A 13,022-nucleotide genomic window follows, 5' to 3' on the forward strand; every position below is an offset into this window, starting at 1 on the left:
GCCGATGGCACGCCGGATCTCAGGCTTCGCCTCCATAGCCGCCGTGATCCACCGTCTTGCCGCGGAAGACCCAGTAGGCATGGACCTGATAGGCCAGCACGATGGGGATGATGACGGCAACGCCAATGCCCACGAAGGCGAGGGACTGGGGATCGGCGAGGCCGTCCCAGACGGTGACCTGGCGCGGCACGACATAGGGCCACAAGCTGACCACGAGGCCGATGAGGCCAAGGGCGAAAAGGACCAGCGACAGCACGAAGGTCTGGCCTTCCCGCGCGGTCCAGATGCCGCGCCAGATTGAGACGACCACCGCGAGCGCCACCAGCGGAACCGGCGCGAGCCACAGGAGGTTCGGGAGGGAGAACCAGCGCTCGGCGACATCCGGAACGCTCCACGCACTCCACAGGCTGACGAGCAGCATCATCACGGCGGTGAGGATCAGGGCCGCGTGGGCGATCTCGCGGGCGAAGACTTGCGTCGGCCCCTGCCCTTTCCAGATCAGCCAGCCGGCGCCGATCAGGCCATAGCCACCCACGAGGCCAACGCCGCACATGACCCCGAGCAGGCTCAGGAAGCTGAACGGCCCGCCGGCGAACATGCCGTTTTCCACCGGCACGCCATTGATCAGGCCGCCGAGGATGAGCCCCTGGCAGAAAGTGGCCAGGACGGAGCCGGCGAAGAAGGCTGCATCCCAGGCCGGGCGGTAGCGCGTCGCCTGCAGGCGGAAGCCAAAGGCGACGCCCCGAAAGATGAGAGCGAACAGCATGAACATGATGGGCAGGTAGAACGCCGGCAACAGCACATAATAGCCGGCGGGAAAGGCCGCGAACAGCAAGGTGCCACCCATCACCAGCCAGGTTTCGTTGCCGTCCCACACGGGTTCGATGGAAGCCATCATCACGTCGCGGTCCTGGTCCCGCGGGGCGGCGAGGAACAGGATGCCCACACCGAGGTCGAGCCCGTCGGCAAGCACATAGACCGTGACGCAGAATACGGCGACGGCGGCGAAGAGGAGCGGCACATGGTCCGCCTGCATTAGCTCGGTCATGGTCAGGCCTTCGCTTGTCCGGTGCCATGGGCTAGCGACGGGGGAGGAGTGGTGGCGAACAGATCGACGCTGGTGCGTTCGAGGCCGGGCCGCTCGCTGACGCGTAGCGAGGTATCCGTCGGGCCCGTGAGCGCCACACGGCCGGCAAACCAGACGAAAGCCAGCAGCAAAAGGTTGTAGACGGCGAAGAAGATGACGAGGCTCGCCGTCACCGCTCCGGCAGCCACGGGCGCTGCCGCGTCGGCGGTCCGCAGCGCTCCGTAGATGATCCAGGGCTGCCGCCCGGCTTCGGTCACGGTCCAGCCCGCGATCACGGCGACGAAGCCGAGCGGCGTCGTCGCCATGGCCACCAGATGGAACCAGCGGGCCTCGTAGAGCCGTCGGCGCAGCCGCAGCACTGCTCCGGTGATCGCTGTCGCCAGCAGCAGCATGCCGATGCCGACCATGATGCGGAAGGCGAAGAACACCACCGGCACATTGGGCTGGTCGGCCGGCGGGACGGCCTTCAGCCCCTCCACCTCGCCATCCCAGCTGTGGGTGAGATAGAGGCTGGCGAGATGGGGAATGTCGAGCGCATAGAGGTTCTTCTGCGCCGCCATGTCCGGCCAGGCGAACACGGTCATGGCCGGGCCCCGGGTGGTCTCCCACAGGCCCTCCATGGCGGCAAGCTTCGTCGGCTGCTCCTGCAGCGTGTTGCGGCCATGCAGGTCGCCGATGAAGATCTGGAGCGGGGCGAGGACCAGCGCGAGCCAGAGCGCCATGGAGAAGGCGGTGCGGGAGGCCGCCACATGCTGGCCGCGCCAGAGATGAAAGGCGGAAACGCCGGCGATCACGAAGGCGCAGGTCAAAAAGCTCGCGCAGACCATGTGGGCGAGGCGATAGGGGAAGGACGAGGTGAAGATCACCTGCCCCCAGTCGACCACATGGAAGACGCCTTCGGCATCGGCCACGGCCCCGGCGGGTGTCTGCATCCAGCTGTTGGCGGCGATGATCCAGGTGGAACTGATGAGGGCGCCCATGGCGACCATCAGGCAGGCGAAGAAATGGGTCGCCTTCGACACCCGCGCCTCGCCGAACAGCATGATGCCGATGAAGCCCGCTTCCAGGAAGAAGGCGGTCATGGTCTCATAGGCGAAGAGCGGGCCGAGGACATTGGCCACCGAGCGGGAGAAGCCGGCCCAGTTGGTGCCGATCTCGTAGCTGAGCACGATCCCGGTGACGACACCCATGCCGAAGCCCAGCGCGAACAGGCGCATCCAGAAGCGCATCAGGTCGCGATAGACGAGCTTGCCGGTCCGCCACCACAGGAAGCTGAGCAGCGTGACGAACCAGGCCGTCCCGATGGTCAGCGTCGGCCAGAGGATGTGGAAGCCGATGGTGAAGGCAAATTGCAGGCGCGAGAGTGCGAGCGCGTCCATGGTCACTGCGCTCCCGACTGGAGGTCGGATTTCACGAGGCGCACCGGCACGCCCTTCGAGGCGGGGGTGAAGCTCTGGGGATCGTGGGCATAGAGCGGCACCAGCGGATTGGTCTCGGGGTAGTAGGCTGCGCAGCTTCCCGCCGGAAAGGCGTGGGGAACGATGCGAAAGCCGCGCACCGCCCGCTCGATCCCGTCCTCGGAGAGGGTGACGATGTCCACCCGGTCGTCGGCCCTCAGCCCGCGCTTGTCCATCTCCGCTTCACTCAGGAAGATCACGTCGCGCTGGCCGTAGACGCCGCGATAGCGGTCGGAGAGCGAATACAGCGTGGTGTTGTACTGGTCGTGGCTGCGCACGGTGGTGAGCCACAGGGCGTCCGGGTCGTCCACCTTCCGGTCCTCGCACAGCCCCTCGCAGACGATGAGGTTGGCCTTGCCCGATGCGGTCGCCCAGATGCGCTCGCGCGCCAGCGAGGTGAGATGGAAGCCGCCGGGCTGCCGGATGCGCGCATTGTAGCCCTGGAAGATCGGGAACACCGCCTCGATGTCCTCGCGGATCAGCCCGTAGTCGGCGGTCAGCGCCTCCCAGTTCACCCTGGAGCGGCTGCCCAGCGTCGCCCGCGCCAGTCCCGCGATGATGGCCGGCTCGCTCTTCAGGTGCTCGGAGGCCGGCGGATTGTGGCCGGTCGAGGCATGGACCATGGACATGGAATCCTCGACCGTGACCGACTGCACCCCACCCGCCTGCACATCGATCTCGGTGCGGCCGAGGCACGGCAGGATCAGCGCCTCGCGCCCATGGACCAGGTGGCTGCGGTTGAGCTTGGTGGCGATATGGACGGTGAGGTCCAGCCCGCGCATGGCCTGCTGGGTCAGCTGCCAGTCCGGGATCGCGGCGGCGAAATTGCCGCCGAGCCCGATCAAGACCTTGGTCTCACCCCGCACCATCGCTTCGAGCGCGGTGACCACGTTGTGGCCGAAGGCGCGCGGCGGGGTGAAGCCGAAGCGGGCCTCGATCGCATCCAGCAGGGCCTTGCTCGGGATCTCCGTGATGCCGACCGTGCGGTCGCCCTGCACGTTGGAATGGCCGCGCACCGGGCAGATGCCCGCCCCCTCGCGGCCGACATTGCCGCGCAGAAGCGCAAGATTGGCCAATTGCTGGACGTTCTGCGTGCCGTGCCGATGCTGGGTGATCCCCATCCCGTAGACCAGGATGGCGCGCTCGGCCTTCATGTAGGCCTGCGCGGCGATCTCCATATCGGCGCGGGCGATGCCGCTCCGGCCTTCGATATCGGCCCAGGAGGTCGCCTTGAGGTCGGCGACCAGCGCCTCGATGCCGACGGTGTGGCCCCGGATGAAATCCCAGTCCAGGACGGGGGCAGCCTCGCGGGCGCGGGCATCCTCGTCCGCCGCCACCAGATGCTTCATCAGCCCCTTGATGAGCGCCACGTCGCCGCCGACCTTCACCTGGTAGAGCCGCGATGAAATGGGCGTGGAGGTGAGGGTCGCCATCTCCACCGGATTCTGCGGCGACTGGAAGCGTTCGAGCGCGCGCTCGCGGAAGGGATTGAACGACATGATGGTGGCGCCGCGACGCGAGGCGTTGCGCAGCTCCGTCATCATGCGCGGTGAGTTGGTTCCGGGGTTCTGGCCGAAGATGAAGATGCAGTCGGCCTGCTCGAAATCCTCCAGCAGCACCGTGCCCTTGCCGACGCCGATGGACTGGGGCAACCCGACACTGGTCGCCTCGTGACACATGTTCGAGCAGTCGGGGAAGTTGTTGGTGCCGTATTCGCGGGCGAACAATTGGTAAAGGAACGCGGCTTCATTGGAGGCGCGCCCGGAGGTGTAGAAATCCGCCATGTTCGGATCGGCCAGCGCGTTGAGGTGCCGGCCGACGATGGCGAAAGCCTCTTCCCAGCTCACCGGCAGGTAGCGGTCGCTGGGCGCGTCATAGCGCATGGGATGGGTGAGGCGGCCCTCCATCTCCAGCTCATAGTCGCTCAAGGCGGAAAGCGCGCCCACGGTCCGGCCGGCGAAGAAGTCCGGCGTGCAGCGCTTGGTGGTCGCCTCCCAGGCCACCGCCTTGCCGCCGTTCTCGCAATATTCGAAGGGCGAGGTGTGCTTCGGATCAGCCCAGCCGCAACCGGGACAGTCGAAGCCGCCGGGCTGGTTCATGCGGGAAAGGGTCGCCATCCCGGAGATGGCGGTATGCTGCTTCACCAGTGCGACGCCCATGGCGTTGAGTGCGCCCCACCCGCCCGCAGGTTCGTGATAGGGACGAATAGTCTTCGCTATACCCATGGGTCGCTCCTGACGATGCGAGGCTTCAGATGGCGGCGGAACGCGAGCAGGATGAATCTGCTGTCGTTCACTGATAAACCTTCGATACAATTCGTATTGGGAGCCTCGGACCGCATAAATGATCTTCACATATGCGCAGGGCAAACCTTGGTATGAAGGAATGTCCGTCCGCTCACCGAGGAGAGCGCGATGCGTCGGCTGGCATCCCCTGTGACGCCGCGACGGAGGCGGCCACCGGGGCGGCGGCTGGGGCGGCCACCGTCGTCCCGTCCCGGACGATGGAGACGGTGGCGGTGAGGCCAGCGGCCAGTGTGACCGTGGGCGGGACATGATCCAGGAGCACACGGACCGGCACGCGCTGGGCGAGGCGCACCCAGGTGAAGACCGGGTTCACCGTCGCGAGGCCGGAGCCGTCGGGCTGCGCATTGGACACGGCGATACCCCGCCCGATGCCGGTCACGCGACCGGTCAGCCGTTCCGGATAGGCCATGAGCGAGACCTCGGCCTTGTCGCCGAGATGGATGCCGTTGAGCAGGGTTTCCTCGAAATAGCCATCGACCCAGAAGCTGTCGCTGTTCACCACCGAGAGCGCGCGCTGGCCGCTGGTGGCGAAGTCTCCGGGCTGGGTGAGCAGGTTGGTGATGTAGCCGTTCACCGGCGAGACGATCCGTGTTCGGCTCAGGTCGAGCTGCGCCTTGTCGCGATTGGCGATAGCCTGCTGATAGGCGGCGGCCGCCATGTCGGCCGCCGCGGCGAAGCTCTGCTTCTCCTCCCGGGAGGCGGCAAGGGCGCTGAGTTCCGCGCGCCTTTGGGCTTCGGCCTGCTTGTTGTCGAGGTCGGCCTTGGCGCGCGCGACGGCGGCCTGCGCGTTGGCGAGCGCGATCCTGTAGTCGTCGGGCTCGATCTCCATCAGCGGATCGCCCTTGTGGACGAACTGGTCGGCTTTCACGGGAAGATCGACGATGCGCCCCGAGACCTGCGGGGTGACCGTGACCACATAGGCCCGCACGGTTCCATCACGCGTCCAGGGCGTGGTCATGTAGGCAAGCCACATCCACCATCCAAGCAGCGCCGCGACGCCGACGACCATGAGCGTCAGCAGGACCGGCACCAGGCGACGGACTGGGGAGGGCCGGCTTCCGGCGAGACTGTCGACGGCGGTCATGAGCGCGCTCCCACGGCAAGCACGATGAGGGAAAGAACGATGATGTAGATGCAGAGGTTGAACAGGCCGGGGTGCCACACCATCCGGGGCAGCCCGTAACGGTTGCTGATCATGCTCAGCGGGAGGGTGGCGATCCACGCCGCCGCGATCATTGCCACGAACGGCGCGATGTAAACGCCGAGAATGTCGATTTCGGAATACATGGCATCAGCCCCTTTCATCCAAGTGAAAGCCGAAAAGACCGCCCGTGTCGGCCGGGCTGGTCAGCAAGCCGGAATGGCTCTCCATGGCATCGAGGATCACCGTCACCTGCGTGCGCACATGCATCTGCGCCGGCATGCGGGACAGCGCGCCGAACGCCACGCGGGCGCTTGCCAGCTGGCCCGCGGCGAGCGCGCCGAGCGCCTGCGATAACACGCCGCGTTCGGCCTCCCCCGGAAGCGCCCTCAGGAGGGAGAGAACCGCCCGTCCGAGGGCGAGCAGCGCCATCAGGCCTCCGGCCTGTTCCGATGTCGCCTGCGGTGGCAGGGCCTCGATCCGCCGGGCCAGAAGCTCGGTCCAGCGCGCAGGAGCGGCAGGGCGTTCACCCCGGGCGAGACTCCGGAAATCGCGCAGCGACAGGGCCAGCAGGCGCCGCGCGCGCACCTCCGGCTCGATCACCGGCATGACGACGAAGAACAGCGTTCCGATGGCACTTCCGGAAACCAACGCAAGCGCGAGGTTGAAGTAACCGGACGCGCTGTAGGCAATCGGGTTGCCCACGCCGAGCAGCGGCAGGGAGGCGATGGACATGGCAAGGAAGACGATGGGGTGCCACGTTCCGGCCTGCATGATCCCGATCGGCACCAGCACCAGGGCAAGCGCGGCAACCAGTGCCGGGAAGCTCGAGAGCGACGGCAGGACACCGAAATACAGGACACCGCCGACCACCGCCATCAGGGCCGCGCCCATCGTATAGTCCTTGGCGAGGGCGCGAGCCTGGTCCCCGAATGATCCGAACACCAGCGTGGCGACGGCGGCGAAGACCACGGCGAACGGGCCGCTGGGCCAGGCGGTGACGATCGAGAAGGTGGCGGTTGCAAGCACCGCCGCGAAGACCCTCACGCCACCCAGCAGGGCGGGGAGCGGGTCGGCGAGAACCATGGGCGGTGTCGGCCAGCTCCGGCGTTCTCCCCCCTGGCCACGTAGCAGCATGACGCTGTCGGCCATCATCTCCAGGCTGATCACCACGTCGCGGGCCGCATCCACCACCATGCCGCTGGCCAGATCGGTGCTTGGGATGGCGCGGATGTCGGCGAGGACCTGCCGGCAGATGTCCCGAAACCGGGCCGGATCCCGGACGATCTGCGCGGGATCGAGCCGCCCCAGCTGCGAGCCCAGCTGGCGTTTCAGGCTGACGGCGCCCGCGCCGGCCAAATCGTGACGATAGGTGACGTTTCGCCAGCCGAGCAGAGCCGTCAGCAGCGCAGCGGCCGTGGCGCGCAGGTTGCCGCTCCGGGACTGGAGGTAGGAGGATTCGCCGATGGCGTTGTCGATCGCGATGTTGAGCGGACCCAGCGCCCGCGTGACGTTCCGCCGCGCGGTGCGCAGCTCCGGCGTTTCGTCCTGCGCGTGCAGCGTCGCGCGGAAGCCCGCCGCGAGCTGGCCGGCCGTATCTTCCAGCATCCCGGCGAGATGCCGCCCCGCCGCACCGAAATCGGTGACGAGAATGACCAGCGCCGCCGCTCCGATGCCGATGCCGATTTCACTCACGCGGGCGATGGCGAGGAAAAACGCCGAGGTCGGATCGCCGATCGTATCCGCGAAGATGATGGCGGAGGTGATACCCGCAAGCCCGGCGGCATAGGAGGCGAAATTCCGCAGCATCACCACGGCGAAGCCGCACAAGCCGCACCACAGTGCCAGAGAAAGCACCAGCGCGTTGCGGTCCTGAGCGAACAGCCCAAGCAACGCCACCATCACCAGCGCCCCGATGATGGTCCCGATGACGCGGTAGCGTCCTTTTTGCAGCGAGGCACCGAGGTTCGGCTGGCAGACGATGGCCGCCGTCGTCGCCGCCCAGAACGAATTCTGGAGTTCGAGAAAATAGGTGATGTACAAGGCAAGGCAGACCGAGGTCGCGAGACGAACGCCGAACAGGGTGCGGGCTCCGAAGGGACGGAACGGCTCCAGTGCCCCGCGCAGCCGCGTGAGCGGACGATGCCATCTTTCGAAGCTTAAGTCTGACACGGTGCCCACCGTTGCTATGCCATGTTGGGCCCATCCGGGCTTTTTTCAGCATAGTCGCGGCCAGCCATGGAAAAACTATACGTACGCTCCCTGGGACCTACCTTGGTTTAACTGCGACGCCGGATCAGTCCAGCGAACGGCCAAGCCGTTGCCCGTAGGCCACGATGGCCGCTCCCGCCGGCGCCCGCTCCGCCTCATAGGCGGCAAGCGCCGCGTCGAGGTCGGTGGCGCGGGTCAGCGCATCGCGCAGGGCGAAGGCATCGCCCGCCGCCTTGGCGACCCCCATCGCGGTATGGGGCCGCGCCACGAATGCCGCATCGCCCATCAACGCCACCCGCCCTGAAACCATGTGCGCGGGCGCATAGTCGAAGATGGCGTGAAGGAACGGCCGAGGCTCGGCCGCCACCGCCGCGGCGAAGGCGGGGGGCAGCAGCCGTTCCGCATCCGCCTTCATGGCAGCGACCGTCTCCGGGCGCACCCGGCCGGGGGCGAGGGAGACGGGGCGGCGCACGCCGTCCCTATCCGTGAGGGCGCCATCGAGTTCATCCGGCGTGTAGCGGCGGTACCAGACCCAATTATAGCGGCGGCGATCCACGGCGGTGGAGCCGTCGGGTCCGGGAACCAGATAGCCGAGGATTTGGGAGCCCGGCATCTCGTAGAACGCGAAGCGATCAAAAAGCTGCGCCGCCGCCATTTGCGGAACCTGCCCCTCGGGCACGAGGCCGCGCCACGTGGCATAGCCCACATAGTCCGGCTGCGAATGCGGGCCGGAGACCGCCACGCGCATGGTCGAGCCGACCCCGTCGGCGCCGATCACCAGGTCCGCCTTCTCCTGCCCGCCATCTTCATAGCTCACCCGGGCGCCATCCGGCTCTTGCACCACGGCGACGGCCTGGCGCCCGGTGTGATAGCGATCATCGGGCAGCAGCTCGCGGAAGGTGCGAAACAGCACGTCCCAGGAGAGCTGCGTCTGCGGGGTCCTTTGCCGATGGATGACCTGCCCCGCGTGGTCGAGATAGATCCGCTCGTGGGCCGTCACCCCGATATGGGCCAGATGCTCGACGCCGACTTCGCGCAGGATGGCGAAGACTTCGCGCTGGGCGACGAGGCCCGCCCCGCGTCCTTCCAGCCCGTGGACCGAGCGCTCGGTCACGGTCACATCGAAGCCGGCCCGGTGCAGCAGCACGGCGGCGAACAGGCCGCCGATGGAACCGCCGACGATGAGGAGGCGAGGGCTCATGATGCAGGTCTCTCCCGGCGCGGCATCAAACGATGAATTCGATGACACCGCCATCGACGCGCAGCGCGGCACCGGTGGTGGCGGAGGCGAGCGGCGAAGCGATGTAGACCGCCATGTTGGCGACCTCCTCCACGGTCGCCGGCCGGCCGATGATCGAGCTGGGCCGATGCGCCTTGACGAAATCGACGCCCGCCTGCTCCAGGGTCTTCCCCGCCGCGACCTCGTCCTTCAGCATCTCCGCGACACCTTCGGACAGCGTCGGACCCGGCAGGATCGAATTGACGGTCACGCCCGTCCCGGCCATGCGCTTGGCAAGCCCCCGGGCAAGCGCGACGTCGGCCGTCTTGCTCACCCCGTAATGGATCATGTCCGCCGGAATGTTGAAGCCGGATTCCGACCCCAGGAACAGCATGCGGCCCCAGCCGCGCTGCCCCATGCCGGGCAGATAGGCGCGGGCAAGGCGCACGCCGGACATGACATTGATGTTCCAGTGCCGCTCCCAGACCGCGTCGTCGGTCTCGAAGAAGTCGGACGGCTGGAAGATGCCAAGATTGTTCACGACGATGTCGAAAGCAGGCTCGGCCGCAACAAGCTCGGCGGCGCCTTCAGCGGTGCCGAGATCGATGGCGCGGCCGCGCGCCACGCCGCCGAGCCGGGCGACGGCCGCGTCCACCTTCGCCTCCGATCGCCCGTTGAGGACAACCTGGGCGCCGGCCTCATGCAATCCCCTGGCGATGGCAAATCCGATGCCCTCGGTCGAACCGGTGACGAGCGCGGACTTTCCCGAAAGGTCGATGTTCATCAACTGCTCCTGTCTTTCAAAGCCGGTGCGACGGCGTGGCGGCAAACCGGCGGTGTCTTGTCTGGCTCAGCGCGAGGGCTGGGCACCCATCATCGCACGGCGGGCCCTTGCCCCATCAGGGGGAAGCGTTCAGAGCCGGCTGCCGGTGAACCCTCCACCCCATTCTGCCCGTGGCAGACGGCCCCTTCCAGATGGATGCAGCGGACCTTGCCCGAAGTCCGGCCGAGCAGGGCCGCGAGCGCGTCCCGCAGCACGCCGAGCGGCAGCGTACCGGGCGCGGCGTGACGGATGCCGCAGTCTCCGATCAGCGAGAGAGCGCCGCCGCGCATGATCTGCGCACGGTGGAACCATATGGACTGAGGGGGAAGAGATGGGTGCGATCACCCCTCGCCATGCGGAGGCGGACCCGGTGCGCGCCACGGGACCGGCACGGATCAAGGTTATGGCAACACCGCGTTTGATCATCATCCGCCCCCCGCCGTGGAACCACAATGGCTCGGAAAGACCTGCCCCTCTTCCTGGAACGCACGGGCCATGGACCAGCGGCGGGACCTGGAAGGCGCGCCACCGCATCCGCAGTGCCCCCCAGATAAGACTGCTCTCATCCGCGACCGCATGCCCATGCGGCGCGCGCGGGGAGCCGGGCGCAAGGCACAGGGAGCGCCGGCGATCCTGATGGGCGCGGGAAATCCGCGGACGGGCACCCCGCCTGATCCCCCCGGAGCTGCTACGCGGCTTCAGGCCTTCCGGAGCACGCAGAAGGTGAGGTTCTGGCGGACCGCTCGCATGCGGGGGCCAGGCCCCATCCCATCCATCCGCGCGCCATGCGGCGCACTGAAGTCCATATGGACTCAAGCAGAAATGATAGTCGCCGCCTCATGATCGGTCTTTTGTATTTCGGCGATAAACCCATGTATAGGTGATCCACGCACGTCCGACAGCTAAGTTGGATGTTGTCCGGGGCGCACTTCAAGCCTCAAGAGCGCACCCGTACCGGCAATACGCCCGCAACGCAGTCGCGTGCAGGGCCGCTCGATCATCGCATCTCAAATTCGCATTCCCGCGTCTCCGCGGGAGCGGGGACGGCTGTCGCCGCCACCTCGATCCGTCCCGCGGAGACGCCGGCCGCTTCACACAGCAGAAGGACCAGGACCATGGGTTACGTCACCACCAAGGACGGCGTTGACATCTTCTTCAAGGACTGGGGCCCGAAGGAGGCCCAGCCCATCGTCTTCCATCATGGCTGGCCGCTGTCGTCGGACGACTGGGATGCGCAGATCCTGTTCTTTCTCCAGCACGGCTTCCGCGTGGTCGCCCACGACCGTCGCGGCCACGGCCGCTCGGCCCAGGTGAGCGAAGGCCATGACATGGACCATTACGCCGCCGACGCGGCCGCGGTGATGGAACATCTCGACCTGAAGAATGCTGTGCATATCGGCCATTCCACCGGTGGCGGCGAGGTGGCGCGCTACGTGGCCCGCCACGGCCAGCCCCAGGGACGCGTGGCAAAGGCGGTGCTGGTGAGCGCGGTGCCGCCGCTGATGGTGAAGACCGAGGCCAATCCCGGCGGCACCCCGATCGAGGTGTTCGACGGCTTCCGCGCGGCGCTCGCGGCCAACCGCTCGCAATTCTACCTGGATGTGGCATCCGGGCCGTTCTACGGCTTCAACCGCCCCGGTGCGAAGGTCTCGCAGGGCGTGATCCAGAATTGGTGGCGCCAGGGCATGGTCGGTAGCGCGAAGGCGCACTACGAAGGCATCAAGGCCTTCTCCGAGACGGACCAGACCGAAGACCTGAAAAGGATGGCCGTGCCCACCCTCGTCCTCCATGGCGATGCCGATCAGGTGGTGCCCATCGATGATGCCGGGCGTCTCAGCGTGAAGCTTGTGCAGAACGGGACACTGAAGGTCTATCCGGGCTTTCCCCACGGCATGCTGACGGTCCACGCCGACATCCTCAATCCCGACCTGCTCGCCTTCGTGAAGGCCTGAGGCGCCGCGCGCGATGCCGTCGGCTTCCCGAAGCCGGCGGTGTCGCGCCGCAGGTCCGAGAACCCGCACCTTGCCACGGGCACGACGAGGCCATCGAGCGGACCTCGCGCATGACCGACATCAATTCCATCCTTGTGCTCCTCGCGGGTGTCGTCGTGGCCAGCTGGGTCGGCCGCGCCCTGGCCGACCGCATCGCCCTGCCCCTGGTCCAGGTCGCGGCGGGTGTGGTCATCGGCTTCCTCACCACCTTCGACACGCCGCTGAGGCCGGAACTATTCTTCCTCTTCTTCCTCATCTTCCTGCCGCCGCTCCTGTTTTTCGACGGGTGGCGCGCTTCCAAGACGGATCTTGCGGCGAATGCCCCGCTCGTCTTGTCGTTGGCGTTGGGTCTTGTGGTCTTCACCGTCGGCGGCGTGGGTGTGATGCTTCACCTCCTCATTCCCGCCATGCCACCGGCCATGTGCTTCGCGCTCGCGGCGGTCCTGTCTCCCACCGACGTGGTGGCCGCAGGCGCCATCGCCACCCACATTTCCATTCCCACACGCATTCTCCGGCTGCTGGAAGCCGAGGCCCTGTTCAACGATGCCGCCGCGCTGATCTGCCTGCGCCTCGCCGTGGCTGCGGCTCTGACCGGCATCGTGCCCGGACTGGGCTCCTTCGCGGATTTCGCAGGGGCGGCCGGTGGCGGCATCGCCGTCGGCGGCGCGTTCAGCTGGGCGGTGTCCGATCAGCTCGGGCCAGGGGCGGCCTGAGCGCGCGTGGCGCCTGCCCCCACCCCCCTCTGTCAAGGGCACCCACGTCACCCCTCGCCCGTTGCCGGTTCACC

The 13,022-nt window shown here is 67.3% G+C and carries 10 protein-coding genes; 2 read left to right on the plus strand and 8 right to left on the minus strand.

Annotated features, from left to right (window positions below; translation table 11 throughout):
- Window positions 1-19 precede the first annotated feature (19 nt).
- The 8 genes from cydB to FBQ73_RS22530 form a co-directional block, all read right to left on the minus strand.
- Window positions 20-1,048 (minus strand): cytochrome d ubiquinol oxidase subunit II, encoded by a 1,029-nt coding sequence (gene cydB / locus FBQ73_RS22495; protein ID WP_138401720.1) that lies wholly within the window; start codon window positions 1,046-1,048, stop codon window positions 20-22.
- Between the two features lie 2 nt (window positions 1,049-1,050).
- Window positions 1,051-2,466, minus strand: coding sequence for a cytochrome ubiquinol oxidase subunit I (locus FBQ73_RS22500; protein WP_138401721.1), 1,416 nt, complete (start codon window positions 2,464-2,466; stop codon window positions 1,051-1,053).
- Window positions 2,467-2,468: 2 nt separating this feature from the next.
- The gene (locus FBQ73_RS22505) at window positions 2,469-4,769 is read right to left on the minus strand and encodes an FdhF/YdeP family oxidoreductase (protein ID WP_138401722.1); all 2,301 of its coding nucleotides are present in this window, start codon (window positions 4,767-4,769) and stop codon (window positions 2,469-2,471) included.
- Window positions 4,770-4,941: 172 nt separating this feature from the next.
- Window positions 4,942-5,934 carry an efflux RND transporter periplasmic adaptor subunit gene (locus FBQ73_RS22510; protein ID WP_138401723.1) on the minus strand — a complete coding sequence of 331 codons (993 nt, stop codon included), beginning with the start codon at window positions 5,932-5,934 and terminating at the stop codon, window positions 4,942-4,944.
- Entirely contained in the window at window positions 5,931-6,137 is a 207-nt protein-coding gene (locus FBQ73_RS22515; RefSeq protein WP_138401724.1) for a DUF1656 domain-containing protein, read from the minus strand. Before FBQ73_RS22515 ends, FBQ73_RS22510 begins: the two co-directional genes overlap by 4 nt.
- 4 nt (window positions 6,138-6,141) lie before the next feature.
- The gene (locus FBQ73_RS22520; protein WP_246089932.1) at window positions 6,142-8,163 is read right to left on the minus strand and encodes an FUSC family protein; all 2,022 of its coding nucleotides are present in this window, start codon (window positions 8,161-8,163) and stop codon (window positions 6,142-6,144) included.
- A 124-nt stretch (window positions 8,164-8,287) separates the two neighbouring features.
- A complete protein-coding gene (locus FBQ73_RS22525) occupies window positions 8,288-9,403 on the minus strand; it encodes an FAD binding domain-containing protein (RefSeq protein WP_138401725.1) in 1,116 nt (371 codons plus the stop codon).
- Between the two features lie 25 nt (window positions 9,404-9,428).
- Window positions 9,429-10,205 (minus strand): SDR family NAD(P)-dependent oxidoreductase, encoded by a 777-nt coding sequence (locus tag FBQ73_RS22530; RefSeq protein ID WP_138401726.1) that lies wholly within the window; start codon window positions 10,203-10,205, stop codon window positions 9,429-9,431.
- Window positions 10,206-11,359: 1,154 nt separating this feature from the next.
- On the opposite strand from FBQ73_RS22530, the gene FBQ73_RS22535 reads away from it, so the two are divergent.
- Together FBQ73_RS22535 and FBQ73_RS22540 are read left to right on the plus strand one after the other, a co-directional pair.
- A complete protein-coding gene (locus FBQ73_RS22535; RefSeq protein WP_138401727.1) occupies window positions 11,360-12,196 on the plus strand; it encodes an alpha/beta fold hydrolase in 837 nt (278 codons plus the stop codon).
- 110 nt (window positions 12,197-12,306) lie between these two features.
- The gene (locus tag FBQ73_RS22540; protein WP_138401728.1) at window positions 12,307-12,948 is read left to right on the plus strand and encodes a cation:proton antiporter domain-containing protein; all 642 of its coding nucleotides are present in this window, start codon (window positions 12,307-12,309) and stop codon (window positions 12,946-12,948) included.
- Window positions 12,949-13,022: the final 74 nt, after the last annotated feature.

The organism is Xanthobacter autotrophicus (genome assembly GCF_005871085.1).
Lineage (GTDB): Bacteria > Pseudomonadota > Alphaproteobacteria > Rhizobiales > Xanthobacteraceae > Xanthobacter > Xanthobacter autotrophicus.

Bases quoted from the DNA above. Each gene is read 5' to 3' on its own strand.
- cydB (WP_138401720.1), bottom strand. From the start codon at position 1,048: ATGACCGAGCTAATGCAGGCGGACCATGTGCCGCTCCTCTTCGCCGCC.
- FBQ73_RS22500 (WP_138401721.1), bottom strand. From the start codon at position 2,466: ATGGACGCGCTCGCACTCTCGCGCCTGCAATTTGCCTTCACCATCGGC.
- FBQ73_RS22505 (WP_138401722.1), bottom strand. From the start codon at position 4,769: ATGGGTATAGCGAAGACTATTCGTCCCTATCACGAACCTGCGGGCGGG.
- FBQ73_RS22510 (WP_138401723.1), bottom strand. From the start codon at position 5,934: ATGACCGCCGTCGACAGTCTCGCCGGAAGCCGGCCCTCCCCAGTCCGT.
- FBQ73_RS22515 (WP_138401724.1), bottom strand. From the start codon at position 6,137: ATGTATTCCGAAATCGACATTCTCGGCGTTTACATCGCGCCGTTCGTG.
- FBQ73_RS22525 (WP_138401725.1), bottom strand. From the start codon at position 9,403: ATGAGCCCTCGCCTCCTCATCGTCGGCGGTTCCATCGGCGGCCTGTTC.
- FBQ73_RS22530 (WP_138401726.1), bottom strand. From the start codon at position 10,205: ATGAACATCGACCTTTCGGGAAAGTCCGCGCTCGTCACCGGTTCGACC.
- FBQ73_RS22535 (WP_138401727.1), top strand. From the start codon at position 11,360: ATGGGTTACGTCACCACCAAGGACGGCGTTGACATCTTCTTCAAGGAC.
- FBQ73_RS22540 (WP_138401728.1), top strand. From the start codon at position 12,307: ATGACCGACATCAATTCCATCCTTGTGCTCCTCGCGGGTGTCGTCGTG.